The 24021-nt window shown below is 65.5% G+C and carries 26 protein-coding genes; 15 read left to right on the top strand and 11 right to left on the bottom strand.

Features of this window, described 5'->3' with window-relative positions; genetic code table 11:
- The first annotated feature begins 3 nt into the window (after positions 1-3).
- The 6 genes from kdpC (at position 4) to EYV96_RS11835 (ending at position 5964) form a co-directional block, all read left to right on the top strand.
- Positions 4-573: a potassium-transporting ATPase subunit KdpC gene (kdpC, locus tag EYV96_RS11860; RefSeq protein WP_131151769.1), complete on the top strand. Its 570-nt coding sequence runs from the start codon at positions 4-6 to the stop codon at positions 571-573.
- A gap of 42 nt (positions 574-615) precedes the next feature.
- Positions 616-3279, top strand: a complete 2664-nt coding sequence (locus EYV96_RS11855) for a sensor histidine kinase (RefSeq protein ID WP_131151768.1) — start codon at positions 616-618, stop codon at positions 3277-3279.
- Positions 3279-3983 (top strand): response regulator, encoded by a 705-nt coding sequence (locus tag EYV96_RS11850; protein ID WP_131151767.1) that lies wholly within the window; start codon positions 3279-3281, stop codon positions 3981-3983. Before EYV96_RS11855 ends, EYV96_RS11850 begins: the two co-directional genes overlap by 1 nt.
- 499 nt (positions 3984-4482) lie before the next feature.
- Positions 4483-5166, top strand: coding sequence for an HAD family hydrolase (locus EYV96_RS11845; RefSeq protein ID WP_131151766.1), 684 nt, complete (start codon positions 4483-4485; stop codon positions 5164-5166).
- Positions 5163-5543, top strand: a complete 381-nt coding sequence (locus EYV96_RS11840) for a nuclear transport factor 2 family protein (protein ID WP_240732478.1) — start codon at positions 5163-5165, stop codon at positions 5541-5543. The genes EYV96_RS11845 and EYV96_RS11840 overlap by 4 nt, the downstream gene beginning before the upstream one ends.
- Positions 5544-5625: 82 nt before the next feature.
- Positions 5626-5964, top strand: coding sequence for a hypothetical protein (locus EYV96_RS11835; protein ID WP_131151765.1), 339 nt, complete (start codon positions 5626-5628; stop codon positions 5962-5964).
- A gap of 3 nt (positions 5965-5967) precedes the next feature.
- Here EYV96_RS11835 and EYV96_RS11830 read toward each other — a convergent pair whose 3' ends face one another.
- The 4 genes from EYV96_RS11830 to secB form a co-directional block, all read right to left on the bottom strand.
- The gene (locus EYV96_RS11830) at positions 5968-6594 is read right to left on the bottom strand and encodes a class I SAM-dependent methyltransferase (protein WP_131151764.1); all 627 of its coding nucleotides are present in this window, start codon (positions 6592-6594) and stop codon (positions 5968-5970) included.
- Positions 6595-6650: 56 nt separating this feature from the next.
- Entirely contained in the window at positions 6651-9677 is a 3027-nt protein-coding gene (locus tag EYV96_RS11825) for a DEAD/DEAH box helicase (protein WP_131151763.1), read from the bottom strand.
- A 199-nt stretch (positions 9678-9876) separates the two neighbouring features.
- Positions 9877-10902, bottom strand: coding sequence for an NAD(P)H-dependent glycerol-3-phosphate dehydrogenase (locus EYV96_RS11820; protein ID WP_131151762.1), 1026 nt, complete (start codon positions 10900-10902; stop codon positions 9877-9879).
- A 9-nt stretch (positions 10903-10911) separates the two neighbouring features.
- A complete protein-coding gene (gene secB / locus EYV96_RS11815; protein WP_131151761.1) occupies positions 10912-11403 on the bottom strand; it encodes a protein-export chaperone SecB in 492 nt (163 codons plus the stop codon).
- Between the two features lie 436 nt (positions 11404-11839).
- Here secB and rpmB point away from each other — a divergent pair, with 436 nt between their 5' ends.
- From rpmB to EYV96_RS11800, 3 genes are all read left to right on the top strand, one after another.
- Positions 11840-12076, top strand: coding sequence for a 50S ribosomal protein L28 (gene rpmB / locus EYV96_RS11810; protein WP_131151760.1), 237 nt, complete (start codon positions 11840-11842; stop codon positions 12074-12076).
- 10 nt (positions 12077-12086) lie between these two features.
- On the top strand, positions 12087-12254 hold the full coding sequence (gene rpmG / locus EYV96_RS11805; RefSeq protein WP_008211962.1) for a 50S ribosomal protein L33: 168 nt from the start codon (positions 12087-12089) through the stop codon (positions 12252-12254).
- Positions 12255-12461: 207 nt separating this feature from the next.
- Positions 12462-13574, top strand: coding sequence for a saccharopine dehydrogenase family protein (locus EYV96_RS11800; protein WP_131151759.1), 1113 nt, complete (start codon positions 12462-12464; stop codon positions 13572-13574).
- On the opposite strand, the gene EYV96_RS11795 is transcribed toward EYV96_RS11800, so the two are convergent.
- The 5 genes from EYV96_RS11795 to EYV96_RS11775 all read right to left on the bottom strand — a co-directional run bounded on the left by EYV96_RS11795 (position 13564) and on the right by EYV96_RS11775 (position 16565).
- The gene (locus tag EYV96_RS11795) at positions 13564-13974 is read right to left on the bottom strand and encodes a thiol-disulfide oxidoreductase DCC family protein (protein WP_240732476.1); all 411 of its coding nucleotides are present in this window, start codon (positions 13972-13974) and stop codon (positions 13564-13566) included. The genes EYV96_RS11800 and EYV96_RS11795 overlap by 11 nt on opposite strands.
- Positions 13971-14504, bottom strand: a complete 534-nt coding sequence (locus EYV96_RS11790) for a DUF4166 domain-containing protein (protein ID WP_131151757.1) — start codon at positions 14502-14504, stop codon at positions 13971-13973. The genes EYV96_RS11795 and EYV96_RS11790 overlap by 4 nt, the downstream gene beginning before the upstream one ends.
- Before the next feature lie 55 nt (positions 14505-14559).
- Positions 14560-14787 carry a helix-turn-helix transcriptional regulator gene (locus tag EYV96_RS11785; RefSeq protein ID WP_131151756.1) on the bottom strand — a complete coding sequence of 76 codons (228 nt, stop codon included), beginning with the start codon at positions 14785-14787 and terminating at the stop codon, positions 14560-14562.
- On the bottom strand, positions 14787-15302 hold the full coding sequence (locus tag EYV96_RS11780) for a hypothetical protein (RefSeq protein ID WP_205746159.1): 516 nt from the start codon (positions 15300-15302) through the stop codon (positions 14787-14789). The genes EYV96_RS11785 and EYV96_RS11780 overlap by 1 nt, the downstream gene beginning before the upstream one ends.
- 69 nt (positions 15303-15371) lie before the next feature.
- Positions 15372-16565 carry a DesA family fatty acid desaturase gene (locus EYV96_RS11775; protein WP_131151755.1) on the bottom strand — a complete coding sequence of 398 codons (1194 nt, stop codon included), beginning with the start codon at positions 16563-16565 and terminating at the stop codon, positions 15372-15374.
- Positions 16566-16726: 161 nt separating this feature from the next.
- Here EYV96_RS11775 and EYV96_RS11770 point away from each other — a divergent pair, with 161 nt between their 5' ends.
- From EYV96_RS11770 to mutM, 6 genes are read left to right on the top strand one after another with little or no spacing between them, the layout of a single operon-like run.
- Positions 16727-17470: an ABC transporter ATP-binding protein gene (locus tag EYV96_RS11770; RefSeq protein ID WP_131151754.1), complete on the top strand. Its 744-nt coding sequence runs from the start codon at positions 16727-16729 to the stop codon at positions 17468-17470.
- Positions 17467-18255, top strand: coding sequence for an ABC transporter permease (locus EYV96_RS11765; protein ID WP_131151753.1), 789 nt, complete (start codon positions 17467-17469; stop codon positions 18253-18255). Before EYV96_RS11770 ends, EYV96_RS11765 begins: the two co-directional genes overlap by 4 nt.
- On the top strand, positions 18255-19610 hold the full coding sequence (locus EYV96_RS11760) for a GldG family protein (protein WP_131151752.1): 1356 nt from the start codon (positions 18255-18257) through the stop codon (positions 19608-19610). The genes EYV96_RS11765 and EYV96_RS11760 overlap by 1 nt, the downstream gene beginning before the upstream one ends.
- Positions 19607-20098, top strand: coding sequence for a hypothetical protein (locus EYV96_RS11755; RefSeq protein ID WP_131151751.1), 492 nt, complete (start codon positions 19607-19609; stop codon positions 20096-20098). Before EYV96_RS11760 ends, EYV96_RS11755 begins: the two co-directional genes overlap by 4 nt.
- A gap of 60 nt (positions 20099-20158) precedes the next feature.
- Positions 20159-21616, top strand: coding sequence for an NADP-dependent phosphogluconate dehydrogenase (gene gndA, locus EYV96_RS11750; RefSeq protein WP_131151750.1), 1458 nt, complete (start codon positions 20159-20161; stop codon positions 21614-21616).
- Between the two features lie 12 nt (positions 21617-21628).
- Positions 21629-22456, top strand: coding sequence for a bifunctional DNA-formamidopyrimidine glycosylase/DNA-(apurinic or apyrimidinic site) lyase (mutM, locus tag EYV96_RS11745; protein WP_131151749.1), 828 nt, complete (start codon positions 21629-21631; stop codon positions 22454-22456).
- A gap of 1 nt (position 22457) precedes the next feature.
- On the opposite strand, the gene EYV96_RS11740 is transcribed toward mutM, so the two are convergent.
- Positions 22458-23225, bottom strand: a complete 768-nt coding sequence (locus EYV96_RS11740) for a hypothetical protein (RefSeq protein ID WP_131151748.1) — start codon at positions 23223-23225, stop codon at positions 22458-22460.
- Between the two features lie 62 nt (positions 23226-23287).
- Positions 23288-23917, bottom strand: coding sequence for a thymidine kinase (locus tag EYV96_RS11735; RefSeq protein ID WP_131151747.1), 630 nt, complete (start codon positions 23915-23917; stop codon positions 23288-23290).
- Positions 23918-24021: the final 104 nt, after the last annotated feature.

Genomic DNA, 24021 nt, shown 5'->3' with positions numbered 1-24021 from the left:
GCCATGGGCAAGCTCATTCGACAATCCATCATGATGCTAGTGCTGCTGAGCATCGTCACTGGCATCGCCTATCCGCTCGCCGTCACCGGTGCGGCCCAGCTGCTGTTCCCCCGCCTGGCCAATGGCAGTTTGGTGATGGAGCACGGCAAAGCGGTCGGCTCGTCGCTGATCGGGCAATCCTTCACCGAGCCGAAGTACTTCTGGGGACGGCCGTCAGCCACCGCGCCGATGGCCAACAACGGTGCATCGTCATCCGGCTCCAACCAGGGCCCGAGCAATCCCGCCCTGACGGAGGCTATCCAGCAGCGTATCGACGCGTTGCGCGCAGTCGATCCGGGCAATGCGGCGCCGGTGCCGGTGGATCTGGTGACCGCGTCGGGAAGTGGCCTGGATCCGGACATTTCGCCCGCTGCCGCGCAGTATCAGATCGCCAGGGTCGCGCGCGTCCGGGGCATGACGGAGGCCAACGTGCAGGCCATGGTGGATCGCGCGACAAGTGGCCGTCAGTTTGGCGTACTGGGTGAGCCGCGCGTCAACGTGCTGGCGCTGAATATGGCGCTGGACGGCCGATAAGGCATACCGTATGCACACCCCCGACGCGGCCTTCTCCAGCCCATGAGTGTTTCCTCCCGCGATGCCCGCGCCGATGCCCTGCTCGATCAGGTCGCGGCGGCGTCGAACCATCGGCTGAAGGTTTTCCTGGGCGCGGCGCCGGGCGTGGGCAAGACCTTTGCCATGCTGTCGGCGGCGCGCGAGCTCAAGCGCCAGGGTGTGGACGTGGTCGTGGGTCTTGTCGAGACCCACGGCCGGCCGGAAACGGCGGCGTTGATGGAAGGCCTGGAAATCTTGCCGCGTCGCACGGTCAACTACCGTGGACGCGACTTCACCGAGTTCGATCTCGACGCGGCGCTGGCGCGCAAACCCGCCGTGTTGCTCGTCGACGAACTGGCGCATACCAATCTTCCCGGCGGACGCCACCAACGTCGCTGGCAGGACATCGCCGAGCTGCTGGACGCGGGCATCGAGGTGTATACCGCGCTCAATGTGCAGCACCTGGAAAGCCTCAACGACCAGATCCGTCGCATCACCAACGTGCATGTTCGCGAGACCGTGCCGGATGTCTTCCTTGATCGCGCGCGCGATATCGTGCTGGTGGACCTCCCGCCGCGCGAGCTGATCCAGCGCCTGAAACAGGGCAAGGTCTACGTGCCGGAAACGGCAGCCGCCGCGCTCGATGCCTTCTTCTCGCCAACCAATCTCGCGGCGCTGCGTGAACTGGCGGTCGACACCGTCGCCGGCCATGTCGACAGCGACCTTCGCGATCACATGCTGGCAAAAGGTAGCGCCATGCCGGTGCGGCGGCGCGTACTGGCCGCCATCGACGGGCATGGCCAGAGCGAATACCTGGTGCGCGTGGCGCGGCGCATCGCCGAGCGACGCGGCGCGCCATGGAGCGTCGCGTTTGTCGACACCGGCGCATCGCTGGATACGGCACGGCGAGAGCGACTTGACGCGGCGATGCGCCTGGCGCGGCGCCTTGGTGGCGACACCATCGTCTTGCGCGGCCATGTCGTCGCGGACGAACTGATCGCGCACGCGGATCGCGAAGGCATCGGCCAGATCATCCTCGGACGCACGCGCGAACGGCCGCTGGCGCGCATGCTGGGTCGATCGCTGACGCAAATGCTGTTGCGCAAGGGTGCGCACCTTGAACTGACCATCATCGCGACGCCCGCCGAGCGCGCGCAATCGCGCCGGCGCCTGCACATGACAGGCGGACGTGGTCGTCGCGGCGAGTACGTCTACGCGACGATGGCCACGCTGGTGGCCTTTGGGCTTTCGTTTATCGCCGACCGTTACCTTTCGGTCGCCAATCTGTCGCTGATTTTCCTTACGGCCGTGTTGGTGGTCGCGGTGCGCACGCGCATGGCGGTGGCGGTCTATACAGCCATCCTGTGTTTTCTTGGCTACAACTTTTTCTTCGCGCCGCCGCGTTACACGCTGGCCATTTCCAGCTTCGACGATGTGCTTGCGGTCTGCCTGTTCCTGCTCGCAGCCCTCATTTGCAGCCGGCTGGCCACGCGACTGGCCAGCCAGGTGGAGTCGATGCGTGCGGCGCACGCGCATACGCGCGCACTGCTGTCCCTGGGACAGCGTCTGACGGCCAGCACCGACGCGCCGGCCGTGCGTGATGCTGGCGTCGTGGCGCTCGCGCATGCTTTGCGCTGCGATGCAGCCATCCTGCATCGCGACCCGTCACGCGTACTGCAGATCGCTATCGCGTCGCCGCGCGACATGGCGCTCACGCCCCAGGACCTGGCCGCAGCCGACTGGGCCGAACAGCACAGCGAAGCCGCCGGGCGCTTCACTGATACGCTGAATGCGGCGCCTTGCTGGGTGCTGCCGCTGGGCAGCGGCGGTGCGGCGGTCGGCGTGGTTGCCCTTCGCTTCGGCAAGGACATCCGTGAGCTTTCGCCGGATCAGCGCGGTCTCGCGCTGGCCATGGTGCAGGACATCGCGCAGGCCCTGGAGCGCGCGCGACTGGCCGATGAGCTGGAAGGCGCGCGCGTGCAAGGCGAGACGGAACGCCTGCGCAACGCGTTGCTGTCGTCGGTTTCGCACGATCTGCGTTCGCCGCTTGCCTCGATGATTGGCTCGGCAGGCACGCTGCTGAGCTACGACGCACAACTGCCGCCCCATGAGCGCCACGAACTCCTCGAGGCCATCCTGGGCGAGGGGCAGCGCCTGGATCGCTACATCCAGAACCTGCTCGACATGACCCGCCTGGGCCACGGCACGCTCAAGCTCAATCGTGACTGGACCGACGTCGCCGAAATCGTGGGCGCGGCCGTGCATCGCCTGCACAAGCTTTTTCCCGACCTGCGCGTCGACGTGGCGCTGCCACCGGAAACCCTGCTGCTTTACGCCCATCCGGCGCTCATTGAGCAGGCGCTGTTCAACATCCTGGAGAACGCGGCGCGCTTCTCGCCGCCGGGACAGCCCGTCCGCGTCCAGGCGTCGCGCATCGGCGAGCAGCTGCGCATCGACGTCACCGACCGCGGCCCGGGCATTCCCGAGGACGAACGCGCCCGCATCTTCGATATGTTCTTTTCCGTCTCGCGTGGCGACAGGGCACCGCAGGGCACGGGCCTGGGCCTGGCCATATGCCGCGGGATGATCGGCGCGCACGGCGGCAGCGTCGAGGCCTTGCCCGGCGACGGCGGTGGCACCACCATTCGCATCACCCTGCCCCTGCCGGCACCGCCCCAAGAAGCCTGATGAGTCACGCCACGCCCAGCGTCCTGGTCATCGACGACGAAGCGCAGATCCGCAAGTTCCTTGATATCGGCTTGCGCGCCGAGGGTTATGACGTGCTTCTGGCGGCCACCGGGAGCGAAGGACTGGCGCTGGCCGCCACGCGCTCGCCGGACCTGGTGATCCTGGATATCGGCCTGCCGGACAAGGAGGGCCACGAGGTGCTGGCCGAGTTGCGTGAATGGAGCCAGGTGCCGGTGCTGATGCTTTCGGTGCGCGACGCGGAAGCAGAAAAGGTCCGTGCGCTCGACGCCGGTGCCAACGATTACGTCACCAAGCCCTTCAGCATCCAGGAACTGATGGCCCGGCTTCGCGTCCTGCTGCGCACGCGAAGCGGTGAGGTAACGCGCGCGCCCCAGCGCTTTGACGACGGCCGGCTGGTGATCGATCTTGCCTTGCGCGAGGCGACGCTGGATAGCGCGCCGTTGTCGCTGACGCGCAAGGAGTATGCGGTGCTGGCCATGCTGGTCCAGCATGCCGGCCGTGTGGTCACGCAGCAGCAATTGCTTCGTGACATCTGGGGCCCGACGCATGTGCATGACACGCATTACCTGCGCATCGTGCTGGGCAAGTTGCGGCAGAAGCTGGGCGACGACCCCACCGAACCGCGCTGGCTGAAAACCGAGCCTGGCGTCGGCTATCGCTTCATGCCCGGCACGTCATCCTGATCCTCATCGTCAATTGACGGTTCACGACGTTAGTCCCCGTCAGCACGACACAGCGCGACCGTGGCGCCTCGCCTAAGCCCGGCCTGATTGCCCGTCTGCGTACGCGATTCCCACACTGAAAGCGTGGATGTGTCGCCGCGGCGCGCATGCACGCGCGCACGCCCGGTCGCGTTCGGTACCGGGCGCCGAAGACGTCAAGGAATTCACCATGAAGTGGATGTTCAGGCACGGCCCGCGACTTCTCTACGCCGCCAGCGCGGTCGCGATTACGCTCCTTTCCCTGGCCATTGCGTCCGATGCCCTGGGTGCGCCCGTGGTGCCGATGTCGGTGAGCACCCGACTACCGGTTGGCCACATGCCTCCACGGCAGGAGCCCGCGTCGCGCGTTCACGCAAACGCGCGGCATCACGCCAACGTTTGCTTGACGTGAAGACCCGATGACGGCGGCGGGCGACGCGTGCGTGGTTCATACTGGCGCACCCCTTTGCGGAGCCACCCCGTGCATCGCCACAGCACCCCTTTCCTGTTCGATCTTGACGGCACGCTGGTCGACAGCGTTTACCAGCACGTGCTGGCGTGGAAAGAGGCGCTCGATGCCGAAGGCGTCGAACTGTCGGTGTGGCGCATTCATCGCAAGATCGGCATGAGCGGCGGACTGTTCACGAATATCCTGCTGCGCGAAACCGGGCTCGATATCACCGAAGAACGCCTCAAGCGCCTGCAGCAACGCCATGCCGATGCGTTCAATCGCCAGCACACGCAAGGTTCGGTGCGGCCGCTTCCCGGCGCGCGGGAATTGCTGGCGTATCTCACCGACCAGGGTTATCCGTGGGCGATCGCGACCAGCGGACGCATGGAAACGGCCGCGCCGAATCTGAAGGCGCTCGGCGTCGACCCGTCGAAGGTGCCGGTGGTAACGCGCGACCAGGTCAAGCATGCCAAGCCCGATCCGGATCTGTTCCTTGCGGCGGCCGAACGACTCGGCGTCGACATCCAGCAGTCGCTCGTCATCGGCGACAGCGTGTGGGACATGCTGGCAGCGCAGCGTGCGCGCGGCCTGGGCGTGGGCCTGCTGTCGGGCGGTTATGGCGAGGAAGAGCTGGCGCGCTCAGGGGCGTTCCGCGTGTACGACGATCCGGCCGACCTGCTGCGCCACATCGACGAAGTGGCCGCCCGGCCGTGAGTGAGCCTTCGCCCGATCAGGTGATGGACGAACTGATCGCGCGTGAGCCGATCTTTCATCGTCCGGAATTCGGCACCGCGCGTGCCGACTTCGAGCGCATGACCGATCCGTCCTTTTTCGAGATCGGTGCTTCCGGCCATGTGTATTCGCGCTCGCACGTGCTGGACGTGCTTGAGCAGCGTCACCGTAGTCCCGTGGTCGAAGATCTCGACGCATCGGACTTCCACGTCGTGCGTCTGGCGAACGACGTCTACCTGCTCACCTACACGCTGCACCAGGCCGAACGCATGACGCGGCGTACCACGCTGTGGAAGCGCGGGGACGGCACGTGGCGTGCGTTGTTCCATCAGGGCACCGTCGTTGCGCCAGGTGCGTGACGCCACGGCGTCAGGTTCGATTCACCAGCGGGGCGACGGACCGACGTAAGCTCGACGATGGTCCACCGAACGGAGCATCCGCATGCGCCGTATCATTTTCCTAACGATTCCGCTTGCCGCCATCGTCGCCGCCTGTTCATCGCCGTCGACGCCGCATCCGAATGAACCGCCCAAGCCCCAGGCGGAAGCCGCCGCACCCGTCAACGCCACGCTGGGTTCGAAGGAATGGTTCGAATGGGTCGACCAGCGCCTGGGCGTGAGTGACAGCCAGGCGCATGGCCCGGACTATGGTTCGGTGGAATGGAACAACGCCGTGCAACGGCGACTCGGCCAGGAAGCGCCGCAACTGAGGCCCGGCACGCCCGAATGGCAACAGGCGGTGGATGCCTTGCTGCGCACGCGGGCGACGCCCGCGTCCTAAGGCTCAGTAGCGTCGGCGCAAGCGCACGTAGGTAAAGCGCTGTTCGGCGTCCCACGGCGTACGATGCGATTCGGTTGCCGTTTCGAGCAACTCGAAGGCCTCGCGCCCGAAGGCGTCGTGCAGCGTGTCGACGTCGTAGCGCATCACGGGCAATCCGCTGCATCGTTCCGGACCGTCAAGCGCGAACGTGGCGACGATAAGCTGTCCACGGGGTGCAAGGCTCCGCGCGAGACCTTGCAGGTAGGTCGTGCGATCGGCGGAATCCGTAAGGAAGTGGAAAACCGCCCGGTCGTGCCAAAGATCGAAGGATGCCGGAGCGTCCACGTATCGGGCATCTTGCACCAGCCACTGGACCGATGATGCGACGGCACCCAGGCGTTCGCGTGCCCGGCGCATGCCGCCGTCAGCTATGTCCAGCACGCTGATGCGATCGAAGCCTTCGGCGAGCAGATGATCGACCAGGGTCGATGCACCGCCGCCGACATCGATGATGCGGGCGTCACGCGGTAGCTGCGCGTGGGCGATCAGCGACAACGAAACGTCGGGACGACGCTGGTACCAGCTCACGGCATCCGGCGTTTTGCTGTCCCAGACCGCGTTCCAATGCTGCAAAGGGGTTTCATCGACCATGCGCTTGTCCCAGTGGCGTGTGGAAGGCGATCTCGCGACCACGCTGCCCCGTGGCCTCAACCCGGCGCCAGCAGCGCATCCAGGTCGTCCTGGTCGAAGCTGAGCCGCTCGCGCGTGCCACCGCCCTCGAGGACGGCTTCGGCGAGTTCGGCCTTGCGCGCTTTCAGTTCCTCAATGCGCTCTTCGACCGTGCCCGAGGTGATCAGGCGGAAAACGAACACCGGCTTGTCCTGGCCGATGCGATGCGCGCGGTCGCTGGCCTGCGCCTCGGCGGCCGGGTTCCACCACGGGTCGTAATGGATGACCGTATCGGCGGCAGTGAGGTTAAGGCCCACGCCACCGGCCTTGAGCGACAGCAGGAACAGCGGCACGTCGCCTTCCTGGAACTGGCGCACAGGTTCGGCACGGTCCCGGGTTTCGCCGGTCAGCGTGACGTAACTGATGCGGCGGCGATCGAGCTCGTGCGCAATCAGCTTGAGCATTTCGGTGAACTGCGAGAACAGCAGCACCTTGCGCCCCTCGGCGAGCAGCGCAGGCAGCATGTCCATCAGCAGTTCGAACTTGGCCGATTCGCGCACGCCGCGCGCTGCCTCGAGCTTCACGAGGCGTGGATCGCAGCAAACCTGACGCAGCTTGAGCAACGCATCCAGCACCACGATGCCGCTATGGGCGATGCCGCGCTGCGCGATGACCTCGCGCAGCTCTTCGGCGAGCGACAGGCGCAGGCCTTCGTACAGTTCGCGCTGCTTGCCTTCGAGCACCACGCGCCGTGTGATCTCGGTCTTGGGCGGCAGTTCGGAAGCCACCTGGGCTTTCGTGCGGCGCAGGATGAACGGCGCGAGGCGGCGGTTGAGGCGATCCTGCACGTCAGTGTCGTGCTGCTTTTCGATCGGCACGCGATAGTGACGACGGAACGCGCCTTCATCACCGAGCAAACCCGGCACGGCCAGATCGACCTGCGACCACAGTTCACCCAGGTGGTTTTCCAGCGGCGTGCCGGTGAGGCAGATGCAGCGCGGCGCGCGCAGGCTCAGCACGGCGCGACGCGCCTGGGTGCGTGGGTTCTTCACCTGCTGCGCTTCGTCGAGCACGATGAGTGAAAACGCCTGTTTGCGCAGCGTCACCACGTCACGGGGAATCAGCGCGTAGCTGGTCAGCACGATGTCCTGCGCGCCCAGCTGCGAGAAGTCGCCGCCACGCTGCGGGCCGTGCAGGGCAAGTACTTTCAGCGATGGCGCAAAGCGCGCGACTTCGGAAAGCCAGTTCGGAATCAAGCTGGTCGGCACCACGATCAGCGCCGGCCGCGCCAGCGCCCCACGCTGCTTGAGCGCCAGCAGATGGGTGATCAACTGCAGTGTTTTGCCCAAGCCCATGTCGTCGGCCAGCACGCCGCCGACACCCGCCTCGGCCAGCGCATTGAGCCAGCGCAGGCCTTCGCGCTGGTAGGGGCGCAGTTCGACGGTGAGACCTTCCGGCACAGCGTCACTGGCACGCTCGGCGGCATCGCGCAGGCGCGCGGTAAAGCCGCGCAGTTGCTCGGGCGCTTCGAGCGCACCACCGGCGGGCAGTGCTTCGACGATTTCTTCGAGGCGGCCGGCCTGGACGCGCGGCAGGTGGAGTTTTTTGCGCGGTCGTTCGAGGTATTCGGCTAGCGGCGCCAGCAGGCCGCGCAGTTCTTTCAGGCGCACGGGCACGCGGCGACGTTCGTCGACCGGGGCGTACCACACGGCATCCTCGGGCTCGTTCGGCGTGGGGCTGAGGTTGAGCTGGTGCTCGGCCAGGGCCTGCGCCACGGCGGGCAGCAGGTTGTGGCGCTTGCCTTCCAGTTCGATGCCGATTTCCAGGTCGAAGGCATGGTCGTCGGTGTCTTCCACCGCGTTGCCGTACCAACGCACGGGACCCTCCAGCACTTCGAAGGGGAAGCTGGGCGCGTAGTCGAGCTGGAAACCTTCCACTTCCAGTTTCGGTCGCAGCGCCAGCCATCGCGCCGGGGTGTTCACTTCCAGCGCACCGGCGTAGCCCTTGCCGGGGAACAGCCACGCATCCTCGGGCAAGGTGTCGGCCAGGTCCCAGGGCAAGCCCTCGGTGTCGACGCCCGGCGTGAGGCCGGCGCGTTCGAGCTGCTCCATCGCCGTGAGTTCTTCGGCGCGACGGCGGGTGATTTCGACCAGCGCACCGTTGCGCACGCGTCGCACCAGGGGTTCGCCGCCTCGACCGGGCAGGCGTTCACCCGCGTAGTCGAAGGCCAGGCGCGCATACGCCAGCGGCGGCGTGCCAGCGGCGAGGCGGGCGTGGCGCGTGAGGGCGTGCAGGGTGAGGACGGGCTTGGGTGTCAGCTCCGCGCGCTGCAATGCGTCGAACACCTGCGGCAGCGGCACGCGGTGCGAGAGGCGACTGGCCGGCAGGGCATCGCGCAAATGGCGACTGTCTTCGTGCTTGAGCGCGGGCAGGTCCAGCCAGTGGGTTTCTTCAGGCGCCGCCTCGAGATGGCCAAGCTCGGCGCGCTCGGCATCCAGGAACCACAACGCATCAATGCGCAGCAGGCGGTGATTGACGGGCAGTGACGGCAACAGGCGCTGGCTGCCGTCCTTCTCCAGGTGCCAGTGCCAGTTCAGCTGATGCGAGCGTCCGCGCGACAGGCGCAGGCCGGCGAGGCCACCGAGGAAGCACGGCGCGGTATCGAGGATTTCCGCCAGCAAGGTGTCGCCGACATGGCCGGACAGGCGCGCATAGTTGCGCGTCTTGCGCACGGTTTGCGGAAGGCCCAGCACGGTGGCGGCCAGGCGCTGTTCGTGCGGTTCGAGCGGCTGCTGCGTGAGATGGCGACTGTCGAGCGGTGCCGGTCGCGTATAGCGGCCCTGGTCGCCGATGACGAGCAAGACGGGCGCGACGTCCAGACGACCGTAAGGCTGGCCCTCTTCGGGAACGACATCGAAGAAGAAGCCCAGCACGCTGCGTTCGTGCGAATGCGCTTGCGCGCTTTCGGCCAGCAGTTTGCGCCAGACCGGCGGCAAGGTCTCGCCCGGGTCGTCACCCGACGACGCCGTGGTTTCGCCCAACTGTTTGTCGTCCGGTTGCTGCATGCGCGTGCGGTCCGATGGGGCGATCAAAAGACCGAGATTAGCAAGACCAATGCCCGGATGGGCAAGCCTCGCCTAGGTTTTTTTCTTAGTGCGATTCAGTTTGTGCGGGCGCGCGGCGTCTCAGGATGGGGCGAGCCTGACGAAGGCGCGAACAGACGGGCGCGTCGCTCTCGCGACGCGCCCGCTGCGTTCATCGGATTCAGAAAGGACCGAACAGGCCTTGCGGGTATTCGGGCTTCTGCTCGCGCGACATCAGCGCCTTGAGGCCTTCCACCGGGGTCACCTCGCCGTGCAGGACGGCGCGCACACCCTGGCTGATAGGAAGATCCAGGCCATGCTTGTGGGCAAGGCGCGCGACTTCGTCGGCAGTGACCACGCTTTCCACCACCTGCCCGATCTGGCGCACGGCGTCGTCGATGGCAATGCCGCGACCCAGGGCCAGGCCCAGTCGGCGGTTGCGCGACAGGTCGCCCGTGCAGGTCAGTACGAGGTCGCCCAGACCGGAGAGGCCCATCAGGGTTTCCGGTCGCGCACCAAGCGCCACGCCCAGGCGCAGCATCTCGTTCATGCCTCGCGTGATCAGGCCGGCGCGGGCATTGAGGCCCAGCTCCATGCCGTCAGCCACGCCGGTAGCGACGGCCAGCACGTTTTTCATCGCACCGCCCAGCTCAGCGCCGAGCACGTCGGACCCCGTGTAGGCACGGAAATTCGGCGCGTGAAGCATCGAGGCGAGCTGTTGCGCAAATGCCTCGTCATCCGAATGGACGGTGACGGCGCTGGGCATGCCCAGGGCCACTTCCTTTGCGAACGACGGACCGGTGACGACCGCGCACGCGCGACCCGGCAGCTTCTCAGCCACCAGTTCATGCAGGAACCGGCCGGTACCGGGCTCGAAGCCCTTGGTGGCCCACGCGATGTTGGTGTCCGTGCCCAGGAGCGGAGCGATCTCGTCCAGCATCGAGGCGAAGGCATGGCTGGGCACAACGATCAGGACCGTATCGGCACCGCGCACGGCGGCAGCCAGATCGGCCTGATAGTCGAGTTCAGCCGGCAGCTCGATATCCGGCAGGTAGCGCGAGTTGCGACGGCTCTGCGCCATCGTCGCCAGCGCTGCCGCATCACGGCCCCAAAGTTTCGTGGGAACGCGGTTGCGGGCGGCCAGGGCCGCCAGCGCCGTGCCCCACGAGCCGGCACCAAGGACGGCCAGGGTCGACATGTCAGCCATGGAGTGGGCTCAGCTGTTGAGCACCGGGGTTTCGTCACCGCCCGTCATGCGGCGCTGCTGCTCGGCATACAGGGCGTCGAAGTTGATCGGCTGCAGCAGGAACGGCGGGAAACCACCTTCCAGCACGAGCGAGGAGATCACCTGGCGCGCGTACGGGAACAGGAGATTCGGGCAGTAGCTGCCGATGATGCCGGCCAGGTCAGCTTCGGCGAAGCCGCTGACGCCAAACACGCCGGCCTGCTGCACTTCGGCCAGGTAGGCGGTGCGCTCGCCGAGGGTGCAGGTGAGCGTCAGGCTCAGCACCACTTCGTACATGTCGTTGCCGAGGTCCGTGGCCTTCTGGCCCAGGTTCAGCTGTACCTGCGGCTGCTGGTCGGTCTCGCCAATCTCCTGGAAGATCTGCGGGGCATTGGGAGCCTCGTACGAGACGTCCTTCACATAGATCTTCTGCAGGACCAGCTGCGGCTGGTTGCCCTGGCCATTGGCGGTGACGTCTGCCATTTGGGAAATCCTCTTGAGCGTAAGTGCGGAAACAGCAAAGGGGTTGATTGTTCCATAGAACGACGGGGGAAGTCGCGCCCCTAAATGGGGCGCTGTGGGGTCACTCGCTACGCTCGCTGTAAACAGTGAACGGTAAAAGCGGGAAACTCCGGGGATCCTGGCTTTTTCCCCGTTTACAGCCCGCAACGCGGGCGACTCCTCCGTTCACCGCCCCCCCAGGGGCGGCCTTCCGCCCTAAAGTTGCGTCACCGCTACATTTTCTGGGAGAATACGCGGCTCGGCCATGCCGACCCGGTTCTCCGGGTCCGTCCGCAACGCGATGCGGCCCTTACGGCAGACCCCGAAAGCTTCACCTTCCAGCATCGCGTGGCGCACTGCGTCGCTGGGCCGCTGTCGCCCTGGCCAACGGGCGGTAAACCCAATTACGGAGGTCATCATGGCCCGTGTATGCCAAGTCACCGGAAAGGGTGTGCAGACTGGTAACAACGTCTCGCATGCCAACAACAAGACCCGTCGCCGCTGGTTGCCTAACCTGCATGAGCGTCGCTTCTGGGTCGCCAGCGAAAACCGCTGGGTCAAACTGCGCGTCTCCAGCCAGGCGCTGCGCACGATCGACAAGAAGGGCATCGAGGCCGTGATTGCCGACCTGCGTGCCCGCGGCGAGAAGGTCTGAGGATTGAGCCATGGCTAATAGCAAGCAAGACAAGATTCGTCTGATCTCGTCGGCCGGTACCGGCCACTTCTACACCACGCAGAAGAACAAGAAGAACACCCCGGAAAAGTTCGAGTTCAAGAAGTACGATCCGGTCGTTCGCAAGCACGTGATCTACAAGGAAGGCAAGATCAAGTGACCTGCCTCCGGTAGGTCATCCCTGCGAAAGCAGGGATCCAGTCTTGAATGCCTCAACAAAAAACCCGCCCTCGTGGCGGGTTTTTTGTTTCGCCGGTTTTTGCTTCACATGCGTCGGTTGCCTCGAAGCCCTTCCCTAACCCAGCCAACTTCAGCACCATGCCGCCTGCGCGTCGCGCAAGGGAACAAGGGACAGGGAATGGCTGGCATGCGCGTGGTCGTACTGGGAGCAACCGGCGTCTTCGGCTCGCGCGCGGTGCGCCGGCTGGCGCATGACCCACGATTCAAACTGGTGCTTGCCGGAAGACGCCTGCCGGCACTGGAAGCGCTTCGCGATGAGCTGGGCGATCCATTGATCGACGTCGCAAAGCTGGACATTGGCACGCCTGCATTTGCCGACGCACTGGCCGCGCTTCACCCGCAGCTGGTGATCCACGCAGCGGGACCTTTCCAGGGCCAGGATTACGACGTCGCCGACGCCTGCATCGCTTGCGGCAGCCATTACATCGACCTGGCGGACGCGCGCCAGTTCGTCAACGGGATCACCGCGCTGGACCGACGCGCGCGCGATGCTGGCTGCCTCATCGTGTCAGGCGCATCGAGCGTGCCCGCCCTGAGCGCTGCCGTGGTCGACACCTTCCTTCCGCGCTTCGCCGAACTTCAGACCATCGAGCACGCCATCAATCCCGGCAATCGCACGCCGCGCGGCGACGCCACCGTGGCCGCGATTCTTGGCTACTGCGGCAAACCCATCCGCGCATGGCGCGACGGACGCTGGCAGCAGGTGCACGGCTGGATGGACAGCCGATGGCAGGCCTTTCGATTCGGCCGCCGCTGGACCGGCGCCTGTGACGTGCCTGACCTGGACCTGTTCCCCGAACGCTACCGCGGCGTCCGCACGGTCGTGTTCCGCGCCGGCCTGGAACTGACTTTCCTGCAAGGCGCGACCTGGCTGATGGCATGGCTCGTTCGCTTCGGCTTGATCGACAACCTGGCAAACCACGCGGCACGCCTGCGGCGCATGAGCGAGTGGTTCCTGTCTTTCGGCTCGGACGTTGGCGGCATGGTGGTGGAGATGCGTGGCACGGGGACGGATGGCGCGCCACTGACCCTGCGCTGGTGGCTCGATGCCGATGCCGGAGACGGCCCGCAGGTACCGATCACGCCACTGGTCGTGCTTGCGCGCCGGATGGCCGATGGCCAGGTCGCCGAAACGGGCGCGATGCCCTGCATGGGCCTGATGTCGCTCGATGACATCGTGTCGGACTTCAAAGGCTTCGCCCTGAAATCCGGCGTTGAGGACCTGACCGTCAGTCGATGAATCGCCACGCCTGCCCGGGGTCGGGCAGGTAGCACACGTCACGCTTGCCGAAGAGGCGATAGCGATGGCGGGCAATCCATCGATAGATGGCATCGCGCAGGGACCGCGGCGTCAGGCGCAGAGCCCCGCTTGCGATGCTCCACGGCCCACCCAGCTGGCGCAGCACGCGCACGATGGCGTCCGTATCCTGGTAACCGACACCGTCCTGCACCAGCAGGAACGAACGCGGCGACAGGGCATCCAATCCGTGCGCTTCCAGCATCGCGCGACCTTGTACGCCCTGCATGGCGGCCAGGCGAAACCGACCTTCGCGGTCGTGGCGGACAATGAAACTCGTCCATCGATTGCACAGGACGCAGACGCCGTCGAACACGATGACGGGTTTGTCGGATGACCTCACGGCGCGATCTCCAGCCAGCCCCGATACGCAATCAGACGTCCAAACCAGGGCGGCCGTGCATCAATATGAAAATAATAGCGACCGTCTTTCGCGCCGCTGCGCGAATACACCTCGCCGAGTAAAAATCGCGGCAGCGGCATGCCAAGAAGGCGGGCACCCAGCAGCTGCCAGTCGATACCGTCGCCGTCGCACCGGAGGCGAAAGCGCAACGTCACCGGGCCGAGTCGCTCGAGCAATAAACCCTCCGGCCCTCGCATCAGCGTGGATTGCATCTGGCCGCGCTCGAAGCCGCGCGTCCAGGTTTCACTGCCGGCCTGGCGATCAATGATGAAGGTGATCGGCTGGTCCTGGCCGGGCTCGGGCAACCCAAGGATGCGGCGCAACAGACGCGCATGCCACGCGGTGCTGCCTTCGACATCGGCCGTGCCCGTCGCGCGCAGGCTTTGTGGCGTGCCATGGAGTTGCTGCACGGCCGGCGCGAGATGACCCCAGTCGGCGTCGGAAAGAAGGCTGGGAAAGAGGAGGCGCATGGGGCGCATCCTACCGCGAGCACCGGCATCCATCGCGCCCCTCAAGGCAGAACTGTCATCCGGCCCCGCTGCCTGCCCTCTCCCACTGAAACACGTCGCTCAACGACACGCCAAATACTTCGGCAATACGGAACGCGGCTTCAAGCGACGGCGAGTACTTGCCTGCCTCGATCGCCGCGATCGTCTGACGCGTCACGCCAATGCGCTGGCCCAACTCGCTCTGTGACATCTCACCGTGATGAAAACGCAGCGTGCGGATCTGATTGGAAAGGATGCCGTCCATCAGACCTGCCTGCGATAGCTGACGACGACCACGCTGTAATGAATGATTTCCGCCAGCACGATCGACAGGATCGCCGCGTTGACGATGGACCACCCCACCTGTTTGAACGGCATGATGCAGCCAACCAGGATCACGCCGGCCATCAACGCGTAGTAGGCCGTGGTCATGGCGCGCTGGGTGATTGCGCGGTCGCGCTCGTCCGGCGGGGTACGCGCATCCTCTGGCGAGGCGGAACGCAGGTACAGGTGGCCCACGCCCAGGATGATCATCTGGGTGATGGTGGTGGCAGCGAAGCAGGCCATCAGCGGCAGGTTGGGCAGCGGGTTATCCGCGAAGCGACCCGAGGCAACGATGGCGAAGTACGGCACGAACGTGACACCCATGGCGATCAATGACAGCCAGGCAATTTTTTCCCGGTACGGCATGACGATCCCTCCCTTCAGGTGGATCGCAATGTAAAACCACATTGACTCGATGTCAAGTAGAACTAACATCACGTGCAGAATACCAAACATCCACCCGATCCGGCGGGCCACAAAAAAGCCCGCCATGAAGGCGGGCTTTTCGGTCCCCGAAGGGCAATATCAGGCCGAAGCGACCGAATAGGTCTTCAGGCGCTGGGCGAACTCCTGCAGGGCACGGATACCACTCTGCTCGGCTTCGCTGATCCACTGCTGCAGGCCCTTCAGTGCCTGGTCGGCACCACGCTGCTCCATCAGGTCAGCCAGGCGGGTACGGAACTCGCACACCGTCTTGAGCGTCGGGCGCTTGGCAAGCACGGCCTGCATGCGCTCGCGACTTTCGTTGTCCAGCCAGCGACCGCCATCCTTGAGGGCATGGCGCATGCGGCGCGGGATCGCCTTGATGCTTTCGCCGGCGTGCGCAGCTTCGTCACGCAGGGTAGGCACGATCACGCCGCGGTAGTAGTCGGTCATCGCCTGGAAGCGGTGCGTCAGCACGGCCTTGAGCGTTTCGGCATCCGGCAGGTGCACGTTCGGGCGAACGTCCAGCGTCGGGGCCACACGCAGCACCTTGGCCAAACCGACAGCACGCAATCCGCAGATAGCCGCCCAACCGATATCGAACTCCCACTTGCGCAGGGCGAACTTTGCCGAGCTCGGGAAGGCATGGTGATTGTTGTGCAGCTCTTCGCCGCCGATCCAGAAGCCCCACGGCGACAGGTTGGTCGCGGTGTCGGCGCTCTCGAAATTGCGGTAGCCCCACCAGTGGCCGATGCCATTGACGAAGCCGGCGGCCCAGAACGGGATCCAGATCATCTGCACCGCCCACAGCGCCGCACCAATGACGCCGAACAGCGCCAGATTGATGATGAGCATCAGGGTCGGGCCCCAGTACGGGTGACCACCGAACAGGTGACGCTCGAACCAGTCTTCCGGCGTGCCGCGGCCGTACTTTTCCATATCGGCGCGGTTGTAGCTGGCTTCGCGATAGAGCGACACGCCATCCCAGAACACCTTCTTGATGCCGAAGATCTGCGGGCTATGCGGATCTTCCTCGGTCTCGACCTTGGCGTGGTGCTTGCGATGGATCGCCACCCACTCCTTCACCACCATGCCCGTGGTGAGCCAGTTCCAGAAGCGGAAGAAGTTGGCCAGCACGGGGTGGAAGTCCACGCCGCGATGCGTCTGACTGCGGTGCAGGTACAAGGTCACCGTGAAGATGGTGAGCTGAGTCACCACCAGCATGTAGACCAGCTTGAAACCCCAGCCGGCATTCAAAAGGCCGTTGGAGAGGAAATTGAGCACTGCGTCGAGCATGGGAAACACTCAGAGGGTTTAAGGACCAGTCTAATCGAGGGTTTCCGTACCCACCAGCATGGGAACTTGACCTAAGTCAAGATCGCAGAAGAAAAGTTTTTGCGCGCAAGAACACTCCCCACCGGTTGTTTAAACCATGGGGGCACCCTGACAATCATGCAATGACTCTGCCACAACCCCTGTTAAAGCTTGATCAGCTTCGCCGGCACCGCGCCGGGCGTCCCGCCGTCGAGCGTCTCAGCCTTGCGCTGGACAGGGGCGAGATCCTTGGCCTGCTTGGGGTCAACGGCGCAGGCAAGTCCACGACCTTGTCGATGATTGCCGGGGCCTTGAGGCCCGACAGCGGAACCATCGAACTGGGTGGTAAGAATTTTCTGGAAATGCCCGAGCTGGCGCAAAAGGCCATCGGTTGGCTGCCGGAACGTGCCCCGCTGTGGCAGGAACTGACCGTCCACGAACATCTGCGCACTCATGCACAACTGCGAGGCCTGCGCAGCGCGGCGCTCACGCAGGCCTGCGACGCGGTCATACAGCGGCTGGAACTGACGCCTCTGCTTCGTCGACTCGCCGGCGTGCTGTCGCAAGGCCAGCGCCAGCGCCTGGGCCTCGCCTGCGCGCTCATCCACAGTCCGGACGTCCTGGTGCTGGATGAGCCCGCCAATGCGCTCGATCCGGTGCAGGTAGCGTCGCTGCGCAAAGTCATCCGCGAAGAAGCCGCGCGCGGCGCTGCCGTCATTCTTTCGACGCATCTTCTGGCCGAAGTGACGGCCATCTGCACGCGCGTCGCCATCCTGCACGAAGGTCACCTGCGCCATGACGGCGCCGTGCCGGCGGGCGATCACACCGCGCTGGAGCAGACTTTCTTCGACATCGCCATGCACGGCGCGGGAGCACAGGCCGCATGAGTTCCGTTTTCGCGGTGACCCGGCTCGAAGGGCGACGCCTGCTCGTGCGCCCGCTGGCGTGGGTGCTGGGGGCGTTGTCGCTGGCGATGCTGGCCTGGCGCTTCACTCTGCTGCTGGGCAGTTTCCTCGCCAATCAGGTGCAACTGGCAGCGCTGCCGGGTGGCCCGGGCTACACCGACATCGTCGCCGTGCCCTTGCTGAGCAGCGCGCTGACGCTCGGCATCCTGCCCTTCGGTCTCACCGAACTGGCGCTGCTGGTGGTGCCGCTGATCACCATGAACACGCTCGCTGGTGACCGCGCCCAGGGCACGCTGCCGCTGATGTCGTCGATGGGCCTCTCGCCCACGCGCATCGTGCTGGGCAAGTACATGGCAGTACTCATGTGGCTGCTGGCCTGGCTGGCGCTGACGCTGGCGATGCCACTGAGCCTCGCGCACGGCACGACGCTGGACTGGGGCAAGTTCGCCGCCGCCACGCTGGGTCTCGTGCTGGCACTCGCCGCGCTCGGGGCCATTGGCGTGGCCTGCTCTGCCTTCGTGTCGCATCCGGCCATGGCGGCCGCGGCCAGCCTGATGATCGGTCTCGCGCTGTTCACGATCAATCTCGCGGCACAAAAAGCGGGCATCGATAACGGCGTGATCAACTGGCTGGCCATGAGCATGCATCTGGAAGCGATGCTGCGTGGTCTGGTCTCGGTCGCCGACGTGCTCTGGTTCGTGCTGGTGATCGTGGTGGCGCTGGCGCTGGCATCGCGCCGGCTCGCTGCCGACAAGGAGCGTGGCTGATGCGCGGCACATGGGGACGTCTGGATGGCTGGTTCTTTGCGCTGGCCTTGCTGGTCGGTGCGGGCGCGGTGGGTTATCTGTCCTCGCGACATGACGTGATCGCCGATTGGAGCAAGGACGGTCGCGCCAGCCTTTCGACCGAAAGCCGCGCGGTACTCGATCATCTGAAGGGCCCGGTCGAGATCGTCAGCTACGCGAATCCGCAAAGCGACCTGCGCCAGACGGTGGCGAGTTTCATTGAGCGCTATCGCCGCGCCAAGCCCGATCTTTCGTTGCGCTTCGTCGATCCGCAACAGGATCCCGCCGCGATGCGCGAGCTGGGCATCACGGTCGACGGCGCGCTGATCGTGCATTACGAGGGCCGCGAACAGCGCCTGGACGAACTGTCCGAACGCAGCCTCACCAATGCGCTGGAGCGTCTGGCGCGCGGTGGTGAGCGCATCGTCGCCTTCGTCACCGGCGATGGCGAGCGACGCGCTGACGGCGTGGCCAACGCTGACCTGGGCACGTTCATGTCGCAACTGGAAGGTCGTGGCATGCGCGCCGTGCCACTCAACTTCTCGCAGGTGACCGGTGTACCGCTGCACACCGACCTGGTCGTACTCGCCAGCCCGTCGCTTGCGCTGCCTCCCGGCGCAGTGAAGGCGCTCACGGACTACGTCGACAACGGCGGCAATCTGCTGTGGCTGAGCGAACCGACCAACGACGATCTTGGCCTGCAACCGCTGGCCTCCGCCTTGGGTGTGCGCATCCTTCCCGGCGTGCTGGTCGATGGCCAGGGCGCCGCGCTGGGCCTGAAGGACCCGCGCATGATCGCGCTGGGTGACTACCCGCCACACGCCATCACGCGTGGCCTTACCCTCACCACGCTGTTCCCGCAGGCCTCCGCGCTGGCGCAGGTCACGCAAAGTGGCTGGCAGGTGAAACCGTTCCTGCGCTCGGGCCCGCAAAGCTGGACCGAATTCCAGCCGATCGAAAACGACAAGCCGACGGACATCCGTTTCGACGCCGATGCGGGCGAGCTCAAGGGTCCGCTGGATTTCGGTTTCGCGATGACGCGCCTGTCGCCGAGCCCCGACAAGGGCGAGCAGCGCGCCGTCGTCATCGGCGACGGTGATTTCCTGTCCAACACCTTCCTTGGCAATGGCGGCAACCGTGCGCTGGGTGAGCGCGTGTTCGACTGGCTGCTCGGCGACGACGCCCTGGTCAACATGCCGCCGCGCGGCGCACCGGATCGTGCGTTGCAGATCACGCAGGGCCAGCTCAACGCCGTCACGCTTGGATTCCTGATCGGCTTGCCGCTCTTGCTGCTGATCGCCGGCAGCTTCATCGCCTGGCGGCGACGCCGCGCATGAGTCGCCGTGCGAGCCAGCGCTGGCTTATCGGCGGCGCTGCGGTGTTGCTCGCTGGCCTGGCGATCTGGCAATGGAAGGTCGATCAGCGTCGCGACCCGGGGTTGCTGCTGTCCATCGCCCCGGCCGACGTCGAGCGTATCGACCTGGCGATCCCGGGCACGCCTGACGAGCACTACGCGCGCCGTGACGGCCATTGGCAGGCGGTGGATGGCACCACGGTGGCGGTCGATGCCGGACGCCTGGACGAGCTCACCCAGACGGCAGCAGCCGCCGTGCTCAGCTGGCGGCCAGCCAGCGACTTCGATCCCGCCCGTATTGGGCTGGCCCCGCCGGTCGCCAGCCTCAGCCTCAACGGCCAGCGCCTGGATTTCGGCGAAACGTCCGTCACCGGCCCGCAACGCTATGTGCGTGTCGGCGAACGCGTTGCGCTGATCTCCGTACGGTTCACGCCGCGCCCATCCCAGGGCGTCCAGGCAGCTTCACCCTGACTTGCCCCACACATCCGACTCCCCATATTGCAGGGCATCCCTCGCCTTCGGAGTCACGCCATGAGTCAGTCCACGGTCGGAAAGCCGGAAATCGGTGTCGTCGGCATGGCCGTCATGGGACGCAATCTGGCGCTGAACATCGAGAGCCGCGGGCATACGGTGGCGATCTTCAATCGCAGCCGCGGCAAGACTGACGAGGTCATGGCCGAAAATCCCGATCGCCGGCTCGTTCCCACGTACACACCGCAAGAGTTCGTCGACAGCCTGCAGAAGCCGCGGCGCATCCTGCTGATGGTGAAAGCCGGCGAACCCACCGACGCCACCATCGCCGAGCTCAAGCCTCTGCTCGACAAAGGTGACGTGCTGATCGACGGCGGCAACACGTTCTTCCAGGACACGATCCGCCGCGAGCGCGACCTCAGCGCCAGCGGCCTGCATTTCATCGGCACCGGTGTTTCCGGCGGCGAGGAAGGCGCCCTGCACGGCCCGTCGATCATGCCCGGCGGCCCGCGCGATGCGTATGACCTGGTCGCGCCCATCCTCACCGAAATCGCCGCGCGCGCCCCTGACGGCGAGCCCTGCGTCGCCTACATGGGTGAAAACGGCGCGGGCCACTACGTGAAGATGGTCCACAACGGCATCGAGTACGGCGACATGCAGCTGATCTCCGAGAGCTATGCCGTGCTCAAGCACGTGCTGGGCCTGAAGAACGGCGAGCTGGCCAACGTCTATGCCGAGTGGAACAAGGGCGAACTCGATAGTTACCTGATCGACATCACCGCCGATATCTTTGCCAAGAAGGACCCGGACACCGGCAAGGATCTGGTCGATGTCATCCTCGATCGCGCCGCGCAAAAGGGCACCGGCAAGTGGACGAGCCAGAGCGCGCTGGATCTTGGCGTGCCGCTGCCGCTGATCACCGAATCCGTCTTCGCGCGCCTGATTTCGGCGCTGAAAACCGAGCGCGTGGCCGCCAGCAAAGTACTGAAAGGCCCCGCTCCCGCGTGGTATCGCGGCGATCGCGATGAATATGTCGAATCCGTTCGTCGCGCGCTCTACCTGAGCAAGATCGTGTCCTACGCGCAGGGCTTTGCGCAGCTGCGCGCGGCATCGGCGGAGTACCACTGGAACCTGCCCTACGGCACCATCGCAAAAATTTTCCGCGCCGGTTGCATCATCCGCGCCCGCTTCCTGCAGAAGATCACCGATGCGTACGCGCGCGACGCCGACATCGCCAACCTGCTGCTCGACTCGTACTTCAGCGATATCGCCGAGCGTTATCACCAGGCGCTGCGTGACGTGGTGAGCGCTGCCGTGCAGGCGGGCGTCCCGGTGCCGGGATTTGCCTCGGCGATCGCGTACTACGACAGCTATCGCGCCGCGCACCTGCCCGCGAACCTGATTCAGGCGCAACGCGATTACTTCGGCGCGCACACCTTCGAGCGCGTGGACAAAGCCGGTAGCTTCCACGCCGAGTGGCCCGAAGGCAGCACACCCTCCATCCAACCTACGCACTGATACCGAGACACCGTGCCCGAACTTCCCGAAGTCGAAACCACCCGACGCGGCATCGCCCCGCACCTGATCGGCCGCCGCGTCACCGGCGTGATTCTGCGTCGCCCCGATTTGCGCTGGCCCATCCCGGAAGAGATCTCGACGCTGCTTCCCGGCCAGCGTATCGAGGCTGTCGAACGGCGGGCGAAATACCTGCTGCTGCATACGCAGGTCGGCAGCGCGTTGATCCACCTGGGCATGACCGGCGTGCTGCGCGTGCTGCCGCCGGATGCGCTGGTCGGCAAGCACGATCATGTGGATATCGGACTCGAAGCAACGAGCACGGAAGGCCCCCGCATTCTCCGCTACACCGATGCGCGGCGCTTCGGCTGCGTGCTGTGGCAATCCCCCGGGGGAACGCACGAGCTGTTGTCCGACCTGGGACCGGAGCCGCTCACCGATGATTTCGACGGCGACCTGCTATGGCGCGCCTCGCGCGGTCGCAAGGCGGCGGTGAAACTGTTCCTGATGGACAACGCCATCGTCGTGGGCGTGGGCAACATTTACGCGAGCGAAGCGTTGTTCGCCGCGGGCATCGATCCGCGCAAGGCGGCAGGCACCGTATCCCGGGCGCGTTATGCGCGGCTTGCCGCTGAAGTGAAACGCATCCTGGCGTGGGCCATCGAACGCGGCGGCACGACGCTGCGCGACTTCATCAACCCGGACGGCAAGCCCGGCTATTTCTTCCGCGAACTCATGGTCTACGGCCGCGAAGGCGAGCCGTGCCGCGTGTGCGGCACGGCGATCAGACAGGTGGTGCTGGGGCAGCGTTCAACCTTTTGGTGCCCGTCCTGCCAAAAGTGACTCAGGGCCAGCGGAATTCCACGAACGTGTTGTTGAAGTCCGCGTCCTCTTCCCCGCCACCCAGCTTGGCCACCATGCCGCCCAGCACGCCTTCGGCATCGAGTTCCTGACCGTCGACGAAGTGGGCACCAAGCGCTTCGAGGTCCACCAGACGCTCCGCCAGCATGCCGGCGCGGTTGGAATCACCTTCCGGCACGTTGCGGATGCTGATGTCCGGACGACCCCACTTGCGCATGCCGCGCGTGTGGATCCAGTAGCGACCCGGATTCACTTCGTCTTCGTCGCGCAGTATCAGCAGGTGATTGCGAATCGGCGCTCCGTCGCGCACCAGGTACTGATGGCGCCATTCGTCGGCGCCGTAGAGCGTGAGCACTTGCGGATCGAGGATGGCTACGGCACCGACGTCCAGCAAACCGGCGAGCACGCCGAGCGTGTCGCGCATGTAACCGGTATCGGCGGTGTCCTTGATGCGACCGCGCACCACCAGCACCTGCGGCGACTCGATGGCGGCCTTGTAGGCCTCCGGCGCATCGTCCTTGAACATGCGGCCGATCGCGCCCTTCAGCGGATAGCCGTCCCACTGGCGCAGCGCGTTGTGATGGTGGCTGGTCAGCTCGATGCCCGAGGGCAAGCCGTCGCTGCCGTAGGCCTCGGAAGGGACCCGCCCGTCGCCGAACTGCCCGAACACGTAGAACTGCAGGACGATTTCCTCGTCACTGGGCTGCCAGTGCGGACGCTGCCAGGCGGGGATGGTGATCGGGTTGGCCATGCGGGTCTTCCTTTAGCTCGCCAGGCCAACGCGGCCCCGGCACAAATGGGGTACGGAACGCCTCAGGGCTCGCCCAGCGGCAGGACCGGTTGTTGCAGCTCGATACGGCCGCGTCCTTCGGTGATCTTCTTGAATTCGGGGCGGCTCACGGAGACATAGCGGTCATTGCCGCCGATCTCAACCTGCGGACCCTCGGTCACGGCCCGGCCCTGTTCATCAACGCGCACGACCATCGTGGCCTTGCTGCCGGTGTGACAGATGGTCTTGATCTCCTCCAGCTTGTCCGCCCAGGCCAGCAGGTAACGGCTGCCCTCGAACAGTTCGCCGCGGAAGTCCGTGCGCAGGCCGTAAGCCAGCACCGGGATGTTCAGGCGATCCACCACGTCGGTGATCTGCCAGACCTGCGCCTTGGTCAGGAACTGCGCCTCGTCGACGAACACGCAATGCAGCGGCCCGCGCGCGGCGATATCGGCCTCCACCAGCGCCAGCAGGTTCTCCTCGCCACCGAAGCGGCGGGCATGGGCTTTCAGGCCGATACGCGAAGCCACCACGCCTTCACCGAAACGGTTGTCCAGCGCGGGCGTGAGAATGAGCGTGCGCATGCCGCGCTCGTGGTAGTTGTACGCGCTCTGCAGCAACGTCGTGGTCTTGCCGGCATTCATTGCCGAGTAATAGAAGTAGAGCTTGGCCATGAGGGTGCCGACGGTATGACGGCCTGCATGGTAACGGGGTGACGGGCCAGGGGCGAGGCCGGGTGGCCAGGGGCGTCAAGTCAAGCCTCCCCGCCCACCCCCGC

Origin of the sequence: Dyella terrae (assembly GCF_004322705.1) — a bacterium.
Lineage (GTDB): Bacteria > Pseudomonadota > Gammaproteobacteria > Xanthomonadales > Rhodanobacteraceae > Dyella_D > Dyella_D terrae.
The sequence above is the reverse complement of the archived record's forward strand: the minus strand, read 5'-3'. Positions and strand labels throughout refer to the sequence as shown.